At 41.5% G+C, this 16,006-nt stretch carries 13 protein-coding genes and 1 pseudogene; 11 read left to right on the top strand and 3 right to left on the bottom strand.

Features of this window, described 5'->3' with window-relative positions; genetic code table 11:
• From ACK8P8_RS22125 to ACK8P8_RS22110, 4 genes are all read left to right on the top strand, one after another.
• A partial coding sequence (locus ACK8P8_RS22125; RefSeq protein WP_410026327.1) for a SusC/RagA family TonB-linked outer membrane protein occupies nt 1-2,479 on the top strand: 2,479 nt, incomplete at its 5' end.
• 19 nt (nt 2,480-2,498) lie between these two features.
• Nucleotides 2,499-4,427 carry a RagB/SusD family nutrient uptake outer membrane protein gene (locus tag ACK8P8_RS22120; protein ID WP_227216684.1) on the top strand — a complete coding sequence of 643 codons (1,929 nt, stop codon included), beginning with the start codon at nt 2,499-2,501 and terminating at the stop codon, nt 4,425-4,427.
• An 18-nt stretch (nt 4,428-4,445) separates the two neighbouring features.
• Nucleotides 4,446-5,804, top strand: coding sequence for a DUF4959 domain-containing protein (locus ACK8P8_RS22115; protein ID WP_292265889.1), 1,359 nt, complete (start codon nt 4,446-4,448; stop codon nt 5,802-5,804).
• A 3-nt stretch (nt 5,805-5,807) separates the two neighbouring features.
• Nucleotides 5,808-7,310, top strand: coding sequence for a DUF4998 domain-containing protein (locus tag ACK8P8_RS22110; RefSeq protein WP_227216682.1), 1,503 nt, complete (start codon nt 5,808-5,810; stop codon nt 7,308-7,310).
• A 102-nt stretch (nt 7,311-7,412) separates the two neighbouring features.
• On the opposite strand, the gene ACK8P8_RS22105 is transcribed toward ACK8P8_RS22110, so the two are convergent.
• The gene (locus ACK8P8_RS22105; protein WP_227216681.1) at nt 7,413-8,273 is read right to left on the bottom strand and encodes an Rpn family recombination-promoting nuclease/putative transposase; all 861 of its coding nucleotides are present in this window, start codon (nt 8,271-8,273) and stop codon (nt 7,413-7,415) included.
• A 522-nt stretch (nt 8,274-8,795) separates the two neighbouring features.
• Here ACK8P8_RS22105 and ACK8P8_RS22100 point away from each other — a divergent pair.
• Nucleotides 8,796-9,200: pseudogene (locus tag ACK8P8_RS22100) on the top strand (carboxypeptidase-like regulatory domain-containing protein); the annotation flags it as partial.
• Nucleotides 9,201-9,325: 125 nt separating this feature from the next.
• A complete protein-coding gene (locus ACK8P8_RS22095; RefSeq protein ID WP_227216679.1) occupies nt 9,326-9,547 on the top strand; it encodes a hypothetical protein in 222 nt (73 codons plus the stop codon).
• 91 nt (nt 9,548-9,638) lie between these two features.
• Here the strand turns inward: ACK8P8_RS22095 and ACK8P8_RS22090 are convergent, their stop codons facing one another.
• Complete coding sequence (locus ACK8P8_RS22090; protein ID WP_410026326.1) at nt 9,639-10,889, bottom strand: aminotransferase class I/II-fold pyridoxal phosphate-dependent enzyme; 1,251 nt, start codon at nt 10,887-10,889, stop codon at nt 9,639-9,641.
• Nucleotides 10,890-11,161: 272 nt separating this feature from the next.
• Between ACK8P8_RS22090 and ACK8P8_RS22085 the strand changes: the two genes are divergently transcribed.
• The 5 genes from ACK8P8_RS22085 (at nt 11,162) to pyrI (ending at nt 15,409) form a co-directional block, all read left to right on the top strand.
• On the top strand, nt 11,162-11,974 hold the full coding sequence (locus tag ACK8P8_RS22085) for an outer membrane protein assembly factor BamD (protein WP_227216678.1): 813 nt from the start codon (nt 11,162-11,164) through the stop codon (nt 11,972-11,974).
• Nucleotides 11,975-12,004: 30 nt separating this feature from the next.
• Nucleotides 12,005-12,358 carry a DNA-directed RNA polymerase subunit omega gene (locus ACK8P8_RS22080; RefSeq protein ID WP_099293907.1) on the top strand — a complete coding sequence of 118 codons (354 nt, stop codon included), beginning with the start codon at nt 12,005-12,007 and terminating at the stop codon, nt 12,356-12,358.
• Nucleotides 12,359-12,427: 69 nt separating this feature from the next.
• The gene (gene coaBC / locus ACK8P8_RS22075; protein ID WP_186978462.1) at nt 12,428-13,636 is read left to right on the top strand and encodes a bifunctional phosphopantothenoylcysteine decarboxylase/phosphopantothenate--cysteine ligase CoaBC; all 1,209 of its coding nucleotides are present in this window, start codon (nt 12,428-12,430) and stop codon (nt 13,634-13,636) included.
• Between the two features lie 385 nt (nt 13,637-14,021).
• Nucleotides 14,022-14,933 carry an aspartate carbamoyltransferase gene (gene pyrB / locus ACK8P8_RS22070; RefSeq protein ID WP_186978461.1) on the top strand — a complete coding sequence of 304 codons (912 nt, stop codon included), beginning with the start codon at nt 14,022-14,024 and terminating at the stop codon, nt 14,931-14,933.
• 17 nt (nt 14,934-14,950) lie between these two features.
• On the top strand, nt 14,951-15,409 hold the full coding sequence (pyrI, locus tag ACK8P8_RS22065) for an aspartate carbamoyltransferase regulatory subunit (RefSeq protein WP_186978460.1): 459 nt from the start codon (nt 14,951-14,953) through the stop codon (nt 15,407-15,409).
• A gap of 72 nt (nt 15,410-15,481) precedes the next feature.
• Here the strand turns inward: pyrI and ACK8P8_RS22060 are convergent, their stop codons facing one another.
• Complete coding sequence (locus ACK8P8_RS22060; RefSeq protein ID WP_099293902.1) at nt 15,482-15,775, bottom strand: HU family DNA-binding protein; 294 nt, start codon at nt 15,773-15,775, stop codon at nt 15,482-15,484.
• Nucleotides 15,776-16,006: the final 231 nt, after the last annotated feature.

Here is a 16,006-nt window from a genome sequence, read left to right as displayed (position 1 = left end):
GTATGGTGCCCGTGGAGCGAATGGTGTGATTTTAGTGACCACGAAGAAAGGACAGGAGGGAAGCGTGTATGCGAGTGTGCGTTATGAATCAATATTTTCGATGCCTACGAAAGAACTTGATGTCGTGGATCCCATTAATTACATGAAAATGTATAATCAGGCATTATTGTCACGTGATCCGTCAGCGACTCCTAAATATAGCGTGGAACGGATAAATCGTACAATTTCGGGTAAATATCCTTCTTGGGTGTATCCTGCTAATGATTGGTATAAGATGATGTTTAAGGATTATAATACAAATCACCATTTGGGTGTGAATATTCGTGGTGGTGGTAAAGTGATCCAATATTATGCTTCCGTGAATTACAATCGTGATATGGGTATGTTAAAAACAGATAAGTTAAATGATTTCGATTGTAATATCACGAATAACCAAACTTCGTTCCGTGTTAATTTGAATATAGATTTGAAGGCAGGTATCAAGTTGCTTGTGAATTCATCGACGACAATAGACAAATACCATGGACCGTTACAGAATGTTGCTCAGGCTTACCAATTGGCATTTAATGCTTCTCCTGTTGATTTTGCTCCTCTTTATCCGGGGGACGATACATATAATTGGCCACATCTTCGTTTTGGTTCTACATCATCGAATCAAATTAACCCTTATATGCTTTTACAGAAAGGATACTTGGAAAGAACTCGCTATTCGACGACCAATCGGGCTGAGTACATTCATAATCTTTCCACTTTAATTAAAGGTTTGGAGGTCCGTGCGAGCGTGTCGGTTGCACAGTCCGGTTATTATACTACCGGATATTCGACAGATCCGGCTCGGTATTCCTTGTTAGATTATGATTTTGAAACTGGTAAACATATATTGAATGCTATTTCAGCCGGTAACCGGACTTTGTCGTTAGACGATAAATCGACTAAGTCAACAACAGATACGCGGGTAACGTATGAGGCTCGTCTATTGCATACGGCGGCTTGGGATGAACATCAGACGTCTTTAACAGCGGTTTTTCAAGCCACGGAACATACCTATACTCCGATTGAGATGGCATTGGACGGAATGCCTCAACGAAATTTGACATTCTCTATGCGTGGAACTTATGGTTTTAAAGATCGTTATTTTATTGAAGGTAGTTTCGGTTATAACGGTTCCGAGCGTTTTGCCAAGCACAATAGGATGGGGTTCTTTCCTGCGGTAGGGATGGCTTGGGTGACCTCTAGTGAACCTTTCATGTCATCTGTTTCTTCCGTGATAGATTTTTTGAAATTTAGAGCATCTTACGGTAAAGTAGGTAATGATGGGATTATATCTTCTCCTCGTTTTGCTTATGCGCCGTCGTTTGGTGCTTCTTCCGGGTATTTTGATCCACAAGCAGGAAGTGGGGGACGGGCTGAGCTAATGCCGCAACAGGTTATCAATTACGGTAATGATAATATTAAATGGGAAATAGCCGAACAATTGAACTTTGGGTTGGAAACGAAATTTTTTAAAGGGCTCGTGGAATTGAACATTGATGCTTATCAAGAGATCCGGCATAACATTATTGGCTACCGTTCAAACATTCCCGCCAATACAGGTATTGCTTACGAGCAATTGGCAAATATCGGCAAGAGCCGTTCTCGGGGAATCGATTTTTCTGGTAAGATTCAGCACGCTTTTAACAAAGACTTATGGGTGATTTTGAATGGTACGTTTACTTACAATAAAGTGATTTACAGGGCAATCGAGGAAGCAACCGAAAAGCCAGATTGGCAACGAAAAGTAGGTAAGGAGATTTCTCAACCTATGGGGTATATCGCGGAAGGACTATTTCAAGATGAGGCTGAGATAAAGAACTCTCCGAAACAGAACGGGGATGTGATGCCTGGTGATATTCGCTATCGGGATATTAACGGGGATGGATATATTGATGTGAACGATGCCACGTTTATCGGTTTTCCGGAAACACCGGGAATCATATACGGGTTCCAGGGGTTCGTTAACTATAAAAATTTCGAGTTTAATTTTGCATTCCAAGGTGCGGGAAGACGTTCCTTTTTTATGGATCCGCGTAAATTATCTCCTTTTGTTGATGACCATGCCATGTTGACGGCTATTTATAAAGATCACTGGTCGGATGACAATATGGCGAAAAAACCTTTCTGGCCACGTTTGTCCACGTACAATCTGGTGGCTCATAATCCCGAGGAGGATTGGTACAATTCCAAGGCGGTGGAAACGCGCAAGAGTACTTATTTTATGCGTTCGTGTCATTTCTTGCGTTGTACGTCGCTGGAGTTGGCATACAACATGCCGCAAAATTTAATGAAACGTTGGAAGTTGCAGAATATGAAATTCTTTGTGCGTGCAAATAATCCTTTCCTGTTCTCGAATTTTAAAGTATGGGATGTAGAGTTGGGAGAAGACGGATTCAATTATCCGATTCAGAAGACTTATGCGTTAGGTTTAAATTTTAGTTTTTAAATTTTAATACGCAATCGCGATGAAATATATAAATATCATATTATTAGTGGCTCTTTTTTCTGCCTGTAATTATTTGGATGTTGTTCCTGAAAATGATATAGAAACAATTGAAACTAATTTTGAAAAAAGAGAGAGTGCTACCAAGTGGTTTAAATATTGCCACACGTTTTTGAATACTTATAGTTCTTCTGTTATTAATAATCCCGCGTATATGGGAACTGACGAGGTGGTTGCCGGAGATTTTATTCGAAGATATGGTTGGAATTATACCGGTTTGTTTATCGGTGATGGTTTGCAAATGGCGCAGAATCCGTATGGAGATATTTGGAGGAAAGATGCGGTTTATTGTGCTATTCGTTATTGTAATATTTTCTTGGAAAAAGTATGGGGGGTATACAATATGGAAGAACACGAGAAAATATTATGGTCGGCAGAGATTAAAGCGTTGAAAGCGCATTATTATTTCGAATTATTCCGGCGTTACGGTCCGATTATTCTTGTAGATGAAAATGTGGATGCTAATGCCGGTATTGAAGAAATGCAGCAATCTCGCCGTCCCGTGGATGAGGTCGTGGGAGAGATTGTACGTTTGTTGGATGAAGCGATGAAAGATTTGCCAGCAAGAAGTATGAAAGATTTTAGTCGTTGGTCTTATCATAGTTTGGAATCGGCTGCTACGTTGAAAGCGATGGCGTTGTTTTATGCTGCTTCTCCTTTGTTTAATGGTAACCCTGCTTACGTTAATTTCAAAAATAAAGATGGAGAACAATTATTTAACTCTACTTATGACCCGGAGAAGTGGAAAAGGGCTGCATTGGCAATCGATACGGCAATTATTATTTGTAATTCGGGGGGTAGACGTTTGTTACGCGGTGAAACCACTGATTTGAAAAATGTTATGGCGACTATCGAGGAGTCGACGATGGCTCAAGGTTTTCTTAATGATGAGGCTATATTTATGGTACAATATTCTTACCCGGGACGTCAGTTGCATTCTTGGACCGCATGGACAAGACCTCTTTTTTTGAGTGGAGCGCCGGATCATAATAGCGATTTGCTTGGAAGTGTTTCCCCAAGTATGAAGATGGTGGAAATGTATTACACGGAGAACGGATTACCCATCGAGGAAGATGTGACTTGGGATTATATGGGACGTTATCAATTAGGGAGTGAGACAGATAAGAAGTATCATGAGGTTGTGTCTTCGAATGAAGGGGTGTTGAATTTGCATCTTCGTCGTGAACCGCGTTTTTATGCCCACGTGGCTGCTGACCGATGTTATTTCCAACGTGGAACATCAATTTCGGCTGAAAATGATATCGTGCGAGCTTATCAAGGTGAGCGTTGGGGATCACCGTACACGACAATCATAAGTTCTGAGGCGCAGAATTTATCGGGATATTGGATGAAAAAAGGGTCGCGTTCGTCTATCAGTAATGTCGGTTACAAAAATGGAGGTTTCACGACAGAAGAGGCTTGCGTGCTTATACGTATGGCAGATCTTTATTTGATGCGAGCCGAGGCTTGGAATGAATATCTGGATAAGCCGGATGAGGAACATGTGTACGCCCCGTTAAATGAGGTGCGTACTAGGGCTAACGTGTTGCCAGTGGAAGAGGCTTGGAGGCAATATGCGCGTCACCCGGAAAAGGTAACAACAAAAATTGGTATGCGAGAAATTATTCGTCGGGAATGGGATATCGAATTTGCTTTTGAAGGACGGCGTTTTTGGAATTTACGACGTTGGTTGATCGCTGAAAAAGAGTTGAATGCTAAACTTTACGGTTGGAATATCACGGGTACAACGGCAAGACAATTTTATAATAACTTTGACGGTCCTGTTGTGGTGTGGGCGAAACGACAATTTATAGCTCCTCGTGATTATCTATTCCCAATCCGGAGCGAGGAGATTCTTATTTCGGGATGTGTGCAAAATCCCGGTTGGTAATTTATTAAAAAGAAGACTATGAAACAGATATTATTTTTATTATTGTTTGTTTGGGCTTTGAGTGCTTGTCAAGATGACGATGTTTATTTTGATGTTTCTATGCCCGTGGAGGATATTTCCTTTACCCCGATGGCGGGTGGGGCTATCATGCATTATAAATTGCCTTCGAATGCTGATATCCTTTATGTCCACGTGCGTTATAAAGATGTTATGGGACAAGAGGTATTAGTATCTGGTAGTTATGCTTCCGATTCGTTAATCTTGGTGGGATTCAATAAAGCTGAAAAGAATGTACCGGCCCGAGTGACATTATGTAATTATGATGGTGTAGAATCAGCACCCGTGAATGTGACGTTTGATACGAAAGACTCCGGACCTTATGCATTGTTTGATTATTTGGATGTAAAAGCCGATTGGAATGGTTTCTCTGTGGTTTACGATATTCCAGAATCGGCAAATGGATTAGGACATGTGTTTTACGTGGGAGAGGATCCTATGACAAAACAACCGGATACGCTTTTAATGAGTACTTTTGTTTTGTCCAAGAAATGTGATACATTGAAATTTCAATTTCAACAAAGTCGGGAAGACTATGATATCGTAATCCGTACAGAAGATTTTCGTGGTTATATGGTGAGAGAAAAAGTATGGCCCAAGATAAAGCCTTATTTGATGGAAAAGTTGGAACCAGTAGATTTTGATTTTCTTGATCCGGTCGGTTTATCGAATGAGGCTCCTGAATTTAAATTGGGCAAACAATATTTGTTTGATGGTGATAAGAAAGGTGAAGCGGTATTAGGTATGATTGCGACAGATAAAAATTATTATACTTATTTGGCCGGTCCTAATTGTCTAGGTAAGCCTTTATTCATTCTTGATATGAAAGAATCTAAAAATCCAGTGGAATTACGTTTATATGCCATGTTGTTTGTAAGGACGTTCGCTGATAAAACTTTTGATGATGTTTATGGTGATATTTGGCGAATGAATTATGCAACAAAATTGCCTAGTAGTTTAACTCTTTACGGTTCAGATAATATGGATGACGATACTTCTTGGGAGGAGCTTGCTTCTTTCGAACAAGACAGGCAAATGGATGCGTCCAAACGTTGGTGTGAGCGTGCAAATGATGTCGGGTCATTTCAAGAATATAAGATTCAATCTCCAAGTGTTTTGAACTTGGCAGAACCTTGTTATTTGAGTTTGAAGTGTCCGGGAAGTGTTCCCGGTGAAGGAAGAAAAAAATACCGTTATCTGAAACTCGTGGTCAATGAAGTGTTTTATGCACCTCGCGGATTGTCTGAAACAATTGTAGGTAACCCGGAGAAATATGTGACATTGCATGAATTGGAGATTTATACTGAAAAAGAGGATTAAATTATGACAGTAAGAATATATACATGGTTACTTTTAGCATTGTCCGTTATGGTGGGATGCGAAAGTTTGGAAGATACTTATGCGGATCATGCGGGTGTGGTTCGCTATTTGGGAAAATGTCAGAATGTGTCGGTAACTCCCGGTTGGAATAGATTGATAGTGAAGTGGGAGAATCACGTGGATCCCGTGATCGAGAACATTAAAATAGAGTGGAAGCTGGACGAGGAGGTCAAGGAAGTGATATTGGAAAAAGGAACAACAGAGTATAGTATTTCTGACTTGGAAAATGCGGTTTACGAGGTATCTGTTTACTCGGTGGACAAAGATGGAAATTTGTCATTACCGGAAATAGAGCATGGGCGTCCTTATACCTCAGGACATGAAAGCATTCTCACTTTTACTAATCTACTGGAGAAGTATTTCTTTGTTGGCAATCGGTTACTGATTATCTTTACCGATTGGCAGAGTGGCGTGGAATCGGCGAGTTTACATTATTATTCAGGAGGAGAATTGATAACGAAAGTTTTGGATAAAGATTTTCTTGCTGCGAACAAGTGTTGGTTGGTACCCGATAAAATTGACTTTGATACTCCGGTCGTGTTGAAGCGTTCTGGTCGTTTGACTGGTTGCGACGATTTAATAGAATTTGCTCCCTACGAGTTGTCGCACAATAAAATGTTTACCACGGAGTTTCGGCAATTGTGTAAGAGGAATTATGGGGTAAACATGCTTACAGATGAATTTATAAATTCAGTGGAAGAGTTGCATTACGATTACAACGTGGGAACGTTCGAGGATATTCTGAATTTCCCAAACTTGAAGAAACTCGTGTTGGGTAAGAACCGTTATTTGGGGAATGAGTATTTGGATTTGTATAAATCGTCTAGTACGGTGACGGAACGGGAACGGAGTGAATTGGCCATTCGATTGGCTCACGAGGTTTTGGGAATAACTATCGACAGTTACAACGAGCATTATTTTCCGCGCGGGACGTTTGATTTTGTGAATTATTTGGGTAATACCTCTTTGCCAGAATTTTCTTTCTTGGATGCAGCGGATTGGACTTACGAGTCTACACCGTTGGATGGAGTGGAAGGGATCGAGGCTTTGTTCGATGATAAATCAACAGAGGGCTGGGTGAAAGCATTCTTTAGGAGCACAGGACTCACTTACGAATTGATTGTTGATATGCAAGAGGTGCAAGAGGTGAACGGATTGCAAATTTCGCAATTCTCGGCTGATCCTCAAAGTACGAACACTAAGACTCACTATATTGATTATCTTGCCAAGGAAATTACGATAGAGGTAGCGGAATATGAAAACGAATGGTTCACTCCTTTTGACATGGCGGAACAAGAGGTGGCTAACACGAGTGGTGAAACGACGATTTTCAAGTTCACGTCACCTCAACGTGTGCGCTATATGAAATTCAAGATGTCACAACAGCGATGTGGAATTAATAGTTTTTATTACGGGATCTCTTTGGGAAAAATACGTGTATTTTAAATAAGAACATATTTTATTGAAGTGTCCCCTAAAAGTTCTTTGTACAACTTTTAGGGGACACTTCATTTTAAGCACTTTTAAATATTTCAAGTTTGTTTGAAATTACAAAGCCTCGATTTCTTCCAAAGACAACCCGGTCACTTGGGCAATGGATTCCGTGGACATGCCGAGTACTTTCATATTGCGGGCTACTTTTCGTTCACCTTCTTTAATACCTTCCTTGATACCCTTTTTAATACCTTGAGCTAATCCTTGTTGCTCGGCGCTGTAAAATAATGTTTTTTCCGTGCTAATGGTATCCCAGAATTTTTCATAGCCAAGAAGTTGCGCGGGAGTAAATGCCGCTTCCTCGATAGCTTTGACAGCTTTGTTTACCTCTGGGTTGGATAATAAATCTTCAGGTACGAAAACGGTGTGTTCGTCAATTTCCGTGAGGTATCGTAGCCAGAGAGCCTGCATTTTCTTTTCGGTATAGGTGTGCGGTGTAAATTTGGGTAGTTCCACGAACACGAGTTGTAAGCCATTAATCACTTTGTTGGAATCCTTGTCATGCACGAGTTTGTAGTGATGATAATATTCCTTCATCTCCGGTTCGAAAATATCGTTCACGAGATTGAGTGAATAAACAGGTTGTAACAAGTGATAATTTTCCCCGTTGCCGATTTGTCGCACGTAGGCTTTCGAGGCGTTGAATAATACCCTGTACTTGAATTCCGGCGACCATATCATTTGCATCTCGACGATAAATTGCCTTCCCAACTTGTCTTTGCACCTCACGTCAACAATACTGTTTTTTTTCCATGGATTGTCGGGCACCATTTCAGTCGGCAAATACTCTATGTCCGTGATTTCTTCCCCGGGAGCGAGAGGAAGCAAGGCGTTGAGTAAACTCATTACCAAATCGGGATGTTCTCCAAATACCCGTTTGAATGTTAAGTCTGCTTTGGGGTTCAAGTATTTCATGGCGTCTTGTTATTTATTTGTTTTTCAATCAATACAAAATTAAGGATTTAAATTGAATCTTGCAATTATAGCTGGTATGGAATCAGGTATGTTTTTCGTTGAGAACGGGAAGAAAAGAGGGTGAGAATAGGAAGAGAACGGGCTACAACTCCAGAGATACTCTCGAGTACCACCCGACTAACACCGGATACGTCCATTGGAATACGATTTGTATAGTGATGGAGTTGTTCGGGTGAATCTTTATCATATCAAGATTTCTTCCCGTTTACGTGGAAAATTGGACGAGAAGCATGGATGATTTATTTTCTTTTTTTGTTTGCTTGTTTTTTTAGTAGATTTTTTTAATCTTGTGAAGATTACATGACTAACGAAGATACTTATGGAGAGTTGGGGGAAACAGACGTGTAGAATCTTGAAAGAGATTCAGAAACAAATTGCGGAGAGTACATCGTTTTCGTGTGCTGGTATCAAGCTGATTGCTTGGGTACTTATGTGAATGAAGAAATAAAGATACGATAACAGATGAATAATTGGGGATTGACACCAAAAGTTATAGGGATTGAACGCCACCGTTTGCAGACGGACGGGGAAGGGGTTTCCACGTTGGTGGCGTTTCATGGTTGCCCGTTGCGTTGTCGGTATTGTTTGAATCCGCAATCGCGGGATGAGGTTTGTGTGGGAGAGGAGGAGATTGTTGTCAAAGGTCGGGTGACGGATAGTGTGGGGAACCCGTTGGTGAGCGCGCGTATCGTGGAAAAGGGGACAACAAGGGGTACATGTAGTGACAAAGATGGGTGTTTTAAGTTACGGGTGTCGGGCAGGTTACCGATATGCATTTCGTACGTGGGATATGAAACGAAAGAGGTTTGGGTGCCGAAGTGTGGGTTTTCTGATTTGAGGGTTGTGTTGAATACTGAAGTCATAGCATTGAATGAAATTGAATCAGATAATTATTTGCGTGTCCATAAAAAGTATGTTTTAACAGGGGCGGTTGTTACCATGGGGCATCGCCTTTATAAGCAGACGGAACGTTTCGGGTAGAAGGGCGTGTGGTGGATGAGAACGGAATCCCTTTGTTGGGTGTTGAAATCTATCGTAAACGGTGTAAAAAAGAAATCCACGTGTGTTATGTCAAGCATAAGGGAGAGTTTGAGTTTCCCTTGAAACGGCGTAGGCAGCTTTGGTTTGTTAAGGAGGGGTATTTGCCGCAGAAGGTGAAGGTCAAGAAGAAAAATGCCAAAGGTTTGCAGGTGGTGCTGAAAAGAGAAGAATGATTTTGCAGGTGAGTGGATATAAATTAACCCCGGAAGTTCGATAACGACTTCCGGGGTTAATTTGTTTTATTTTTACGGCTTTCGGTAAATATTATAGCGCATTGGCATCAACCACCACGTCTTTGCTGTATTCACCGTTAGCTAATTTTTGAGCCACGTTTTTGAACGCTTTCACCGTGTAGTCCACATCTTCCAGCGTGTGCATAGCGGTCGGAATCAGGCGGAGTAACAATTGTCCTTTCGGGATTACGGGGTAAACCACGATAGAGCAGAACAAGTTGTAATTCTCACGTAAATCCATAGCCACTTGGGTACCCTCGGCAACGCTACCGGACAGGTAAACGGGGGTTACAGGTGAATTGGTAACACCGATGTTCAGTCCGTCTGCTTTCAAGCCGGCTTGCAAGGCACGAACGATAGTCCATAATTTTTCACGTAACTCCGGACGGGTTCTCAATAATTCCAATCGCTTGATCGCACCTTCAACCATCGGCATCGGGAGTGACTTGGCGAAAGTCTGAGAACGCATATTGTATCTTAAATACATACAGATGTCTTCATCGCAAGCGATAAATGCTCCGATACCTGCCATCGCTTTGGCGAAAGTGGCGAAATAAAGATCGATTCCGTCCATTACCCCGAAATGGTCACCCGTTCCGGCTCCATTGGGACCCATAGTTCCGAAACCGTGAGCGTCATCCACGAGTAAACGGAAGTCAAAGTCTTTCTTCATGGCAACGATTTCGTCCAATTTACCGAGGTCGCCAGCCATACCGAATAGACCTTCGGTCACAACCAAGATACCGCCACCGGTGTTCTCAACCCATTTGGTTGCTCTTTCCAGTTGTTTGTGGAGGCTATCCATGTCATTGTGCTGGTACACGTATCTTTTCGCGGGAGATAAGCGAAGACCGTCCATGATACAAGCGTGGTCTTCCGCGTCGTACACGATGCAATCGTGACGGCTGGTCATGGCGTCGATGATTGACACCATTCCTTGATAACCGAAGTTCAGCAAAAATGCATCCGGTTTGCCGACAAATTCAGCTAACTGTGATTCCAGATACTCGTGACGAGAAGTCTGTCCGCTCATCATACGAGCACCCATCGGGTATGCCATCCCGTATTTTGCAGCGGCTTCAGCATCCGCTTTCCGAACTTCCGGGTCGTTAGCAAGACCGATATAATTATTCAAACTCCAGTTTAATACTTCCTTACCGCGGAATTTCATACGAGGGCCTATTTCGCCCTCTAATTTCGGGAAAGAGAAATAGCCATGAGCTTGTTTGGCATATTGACCAATGTTTCCCTTCTGTTTTCTTACTCTTTCAAAAATGTCCACTTTGATAATATTTTGAAATTCTTAATTTTGTATTTCTAATATGGAAACAAAGGTAACTAAAAAAATGTATTCCGAATAGGTTCTGCCGAAAAGTTGTGGGGCAGGGAAACGAAATACGCTTAAATACTTAGTCTTTTTTTCGCCGGTGGCGAAAGTTACAAGTTGCAGGTTACAAGTTCTTCATCCTAAATTTTAAATTCTAAATTAAATAAAAATCCTTTTGTAGATTGATTTTATTCATATATCTTTGCCTGATGCAAAAAAGGCACTTTATGATGAAGAATTTTATAGGATTTCTGCTTGTAATATTTTTGATGAGTTCATGTGGTGAATACCAGAAACTTCTGAAGAGCGGTGACAATCAACAGATTTATAAAAAAGCTGTGGAGTACTATAACAACGGGGATTACACGAAAGCGTCCAACTTGTTTGACGCTGTTCGCTTGGCTTTCCGAGGAAACACGAGGGGGCAAAGTGTGGCCTATTACCGGGCGTTCTGTAGCTTCAACCAGAAAGATTATGAAGTGGCTGCCGAGTTGTTCAAAAATTTCGTGTCACAATACCCGGAAAGTTCTTATGCTGAAGAATGTCTTTACATGATCGGGTATTGTAATTACAAGGCATCCCCGAAAGCCCGTCTGGATCAGACGGTGACTCAAAGTGCTATTGAGAGTTTCAATTTGTATTTAAGCCGTTACCCCAACAGTACCCGTAAGGAACAGATTAACGCGTACATGGATGAAATGCGGGATAAATTGTCATATAAAGATTATCTAAGTGCCCGGAATTATTACTTGAGAGAAAGATATAAAGCTGCCGTGGTGAGCTTGGAAAACTGTTTGAGAGATTATCCCGGTTCCAAATACCGTGAGGAAATCATGTACATGCTGTTCAATTCCAAGTACGAGATGGCTGTAAATAGTGTCGAAGACAAGAAATACGAGCGTTACAACGCGGCGAAAGAGGAGTTCTATTATTTCGAAGAGGAATACCCGGAAAGCCGCTATGCCAAAGAGATGGCTAAGAAGTACGAGGATATCAACGAGTTCTTGAAAACGTATGATATCAATGAAGAGGATGATTAACCAGATAAAATAATAATATTCAAATTAACCATGGTAGATTTTAAGAAAGTTAAAGCGCCGAATAATACTATTACTCGCAATCCGGCTGTATTGGCTAGTAAAGCTGATAATATTTACGAGGCTGTTGCGGTAATCGGTAAGAGAGCTAATCAGATTTCGGTTGAAATGAAAGAGGAGTTAAGCAGGAAACTTCAAGAGTTTGCCTCTTATGCGGATAATTTGGAGGAGATATTTGAAAATCGGGAGCAGATAGAGATTTCCAAATATTACGAGCGTTTACCTAAACCGGTATTAATTGCTACTCAAGAGTTCGAGGACGGGGATATCTATTTCCGTGCATCGTCCAAGGACAAGGTTGAGGCAAATAGTGCGGGAGAGGAATAGTTCGATTTTTAAAAGAATAATATACCTGAAAGTGATCCGCTTTCAGGTATTTTTAGTTTTGAACGCGTTATGCTAAAAGGGAAACATATTATACTGGGAATTACGGGTAGTATCGCGGCTTACAAGGCTGCAACGCTGACTCGTTTGCTCGTGAAAGAAGGGGCTACCGTGAAAGTGGTCATGACACCGTTGGCGAAAGAGTTCATCACCCCCTTGACGATGGCCACGTTGTCCAAAAGTCCGATTATGGTCGATTTTTATAATCCGGAAAACGGGGATTGGAACTCTCACGTTGATTTGGGATTGTGGGCGGATCTTTATTTGGTGGCGCCCGCCTCGGCTAACACGATCGGGAAAATGGCGAACGGGATAGCCGACAATCTGCTGCTGACGACTTATCTTTCCGCCAAATGTACGGTGATGGTTGCCCCGGCAATGGATTTGGATATGTATCGTCATCCGGCGACGCAACGAAATCTGGAGATATTAAGGTCATTCGGGAATATTATTATTGAACCGGAAAGCGGAGAACTTGCCAGTGGACTGATCGGGAAGGGAAGAATGGAAGAGCCGGAACAAATTGTCGAATTTTTGAAAAGGCATTTTGAACGGCAGGAAGATTTCAAGGGAAAGAAAGTGTTGATCACGGCGGGACCTACTTATGAAAAAATTGATCCGGTTCGTTTTATCGGGAATTATTCTTCCGGTAAGATGGGAATAGCTTTGGCGGAAGAGTTAGCGGGACGCGGGGCAGAGGTATTGCTTGTTTGTGGTCCCGTGAATCAGAAGACAAGTCACCCTGCTATCCATTGGGTGGATGTGGAGTCCGCTTCACAAATGTGTGAGGTTGCCGTGAAGGAATTTCCCGGTTGTGATTTGGCTATATTAAGTGCGGCGGTAGCTGATTTTACCCCGAAAGAGAAAGCAAATTGCAAGATAAAACGGGAAAAGGAAGATTTGCTACTGGAATTGATGCCGACTCAAGACATTGCGGCAGAGTTGGGACAGATGAAAAAGGATTCGCAATTGCTGGTGGGATTCGCGTTGGAAACGAATGACGAAGAGAGTAACGCGTGTTCTAAAATGCAGCGGAAGAATTTGGATATGATCGTGCTGAATAGCTTGAATGATAAAGGGGCCGGTTTCGGTGGTGATACCAATAAGGTTACAATCATGCACCGGGAGGGAGAAAAGAACGTCTACGAGTTGAAGACGAAGGTAGAAGTGGCAAAGGATATTGCGGATCAAATAGCTGCAAGATATTTGATGGGTTCATAAAGTTGAGCTTTCAGCTCTTAAAGTTTATAAGGTTTATAAGGTAACGGGAGTCCTTCGGACGAGTTCATAGACTTTGTGAACCTTATAAACTTTATAAACCTTTGACTGAAAGGGCAAATACTTTTGCCCTTTTCGATGGGTGAAATATTTTGGAAAATAAAAATGAAAATCACTTTGTTCGGATAGAAATTATATCTAATTTTGTATTCCGATATGAAGATAGAACATCAAAATATTCGGCGAAGATTGTTATTATGCCTACAGTTCAGGCAAAAACATGATCGTTGCTGTTTTAAGATACAGAAAACCAACATTGTCGTTAGTTGACAACGTTGGTTTTTTTTTATATGGATGAGAAAGAACATAAACACTTAAATGTAGCAATATGAATAAACGTAGCTTAGTATCCATTACCGACTACTCGAAAGAGGACATTCTGGAAGTATTGAAAATCGCTTCTGAATTTGAGAAAAACCCGAATCGCAATTTGTTGGAAGGAAAGGTAGTAGCATCATTGTTTTTTGAACCGTCTACCCGTACGCGATTAAGTTTTGAAACGGCCATCAGTAGAATGGGAGGCCGCATCGTGGGATTTTCCGATGCATCGTCTTCCAGTACAACGAAAGGAGAATCTTTGAAAGATACGACCAAGATGGTGGATAACTACTGCGATCTGATCGTGATGCGCCACCCGTTGGAGGGAGCTGCCCGTTTCGCGAGTGAAGTTGCCAACGTGCCGGTGATCAATGCCGGTGACGGGGCCAACCAACACCCGACGCAGACGATGTTGGACTTGTACTCGATATACAAGACACAAGGTACGCTTGAAAACTTGAATATATTCATGGTGGGTGACTTGAAGTACGGGCGTACGGTTCACTCTTTGCTACAAGCCATGAGTCACTTTAACCCCACTTTCCACTTTATTTCACCGAAAGAGTTGGAAATGCCTCAAGCTTACAAGTTGTTCCTCGACAAATTGCACATTCCTTACTACGAGCACTCGGAATTGGACGACGTGATTAATGACGCAGATATTCTCTACATGACTCGGGTGCAACGCGAGCGTTTCGCTGACCCGTTGGAATACGAGAAAGTGAAAAACGTGTATATACTGAAGAATTCCATGTTGGCAGGAACGAAAGACACGATGCGTATTCTCCACCCGCTACCCCGTGTGAACGAGATTGACGAGGATGTGGACGATAACAAGAAGGCATACTACTTCCAACAGGCTCTGAACGGCGTGTTTACCCGTCAGGCAATTATTTTCAAGACATTAGGTTTAAAATGGTAATTAAAGAAGAAAAAGATATGGCAGCAAAAAAAGAATTACAGGTGAGCGCCGTGGAAAACGGTACGGTAATAGACCACATTCCTGCTGGTAAATTGTTTGACGTGATCAACGTGTTGGGGATTCAAGATCTGGAGAACACGGTTACTTTCGGGTATAACCTTGTTAGTAGTAAGCTGGGAAAAAAAGCGATTATCAAAATCTGGGATAAATTCTTGAAGGATGATGAGGTGAATAAATTGGCTTTGGTTGCTCCTACTGCCAAAATCAATATTATCCGGGATTTTGAAGTATCGGAAAAGAAAGCCGTGATGGTACCGGAGCACGTGGAAGGCATAGCTAAATGCGTGAACCCGAAATGTATCACGAACAACCAGAAGGTACGTACGAAATTTGATGTGGTAGGTAGTTCTCCGATCGTTTTGAAATGTCATTATTGCGAGAAATTGACAGATCAAGAGCATATTGTGATTATCTAAGATAGACACTCGAAATTGAAAATGAGGCTGACCGCTTGCCGGAAAGCCTCATTTTGTTTTTATCAGACAGGGTTATTCCTTCTTGACCGATTTTTCTTTTTGTTTTATTTTCACGGACTTGCTGGCTGTAAATTTGATGTAATCGTAGGGTAAATAGGTTTCTACTTTGTTCGTTGCCAGGTTGAAACGTTCTCTTTTCTTTTGCTGTTTCACGCTTAAGGTTCCGAAATCTTGAATAGTTATCTTTTCTCCAGCTTCTAAAGATTCCAGAATGCAAGAGATGAAAGTGTTGATAACAAGAGTAGAAACTACTTGGCTTTGCCCGCATTTCTCGGCAACTCTTTTGGCTAATTCTCTTTTGTTCATAATTAATTCTCGCGTGGTATTTGAGTTTATATTTTAATTTTGAATGATTTAACGCTATTTTGGCAACAATCTGTCAAAATATTCGTTCGTTTAATTGGACACCCATTTTAGCGTGGATAACAGGTATTTTAGCTATTTGAATTTACAATCTAACGACTTATACGTAATATTTTTAGTAACGATTGACTCAGTTTTTTTAAAAATTGGTATATTTGTCTGTGCAAATGAACG

Origin of the sequence: Butyricimonas muris, assembly GCF_046365375.1 — a bacterium.
Lineage (GTDB): Bacteria > Bacteroidota > Bacteroidia > Bacteroidales > Marinifilaceae > Butyricimonas > Butyricimonas muris.
This window is presented reverse-complemented; position numbering and strand designations above follow the sequence as displayed.

What these genes read in the sequence shown, in the direction of transcription:
- ACK8P8_RS22080 (WP_099293907.1), top strand. Translation starts at nt 12,005, where the DNA reads ATGGTAGATTTTAAGAAAGTTAAAGCGCCGAATAATACTATTACTCGC.
- ACK8P8_RS22105 (WP_227216681.1), bottom strand. Translation starts at nt 8,273, where the DNA reads ATGAAATACTTGAACCCCAAAGCAGACTTAACATTCAAACGGGTATTT.
- ACK8P8_RS22085 (WP_227216678.1), top strand. Translation starts at nt 11,162, where the DNA reads ATGATGAAGAATTTTATAGGATTTCTGCTTGTAATATTTTTGATGAGT.
- pyrB (WP_186978461.1), top strand. Translation starts at nt 14,022, where the DNA reads ATGAATAAACGTAGCTTAGTATCCATTACCGACTACTCGAAAGAGGAC.
- ACK8P8_RS22110 (WP_227216682.1), top strand. Translation starts at nt 5,808, where the DNA reads ATGACAGTAAGAATATATACATGGTTACTTTTAGCATTGTCCGTTATG.
- ACK8P8_RS22060 (WP_099293902.1), bottom strand. Translation starts at nt 15,775, where the DNA reads ATGAACAAAAGAGAATTAGCCAAAAGAGTTGCCGAGAAATGCGGGCAA.
- pyrI (WP_186978460.1), top strand. Translation starts at nt 14,951, where the DNA reads ATGGCAGCAAAAAAAGAATTACAGGTGAGCGCCGTGGAAAACGGTACG.
- ACK8P8_RS22115 (WP_292265889.1), top strand. Translation starts at nt 4,446, where the DNA reads ATGAAACAGATATTATTTTTATTATTGTTTGTTTGGGCTTTGAGTGCT.
- ACK8P8_RS22120 (WP_227216684.1), top strand. Translation starts at nt 2,499, where the DNA reads ATGAAATATATAAATATCATATTATTAGTGGCTCTTTTTTCTGCCTGT.
- coaBC (WP_186978462.1), top strand. Translation starts at nt 12,428, where the DNA reads ATGCTAAAAGGGAAACATATTATACTGGGAATTACGGGTAGTATCGCG.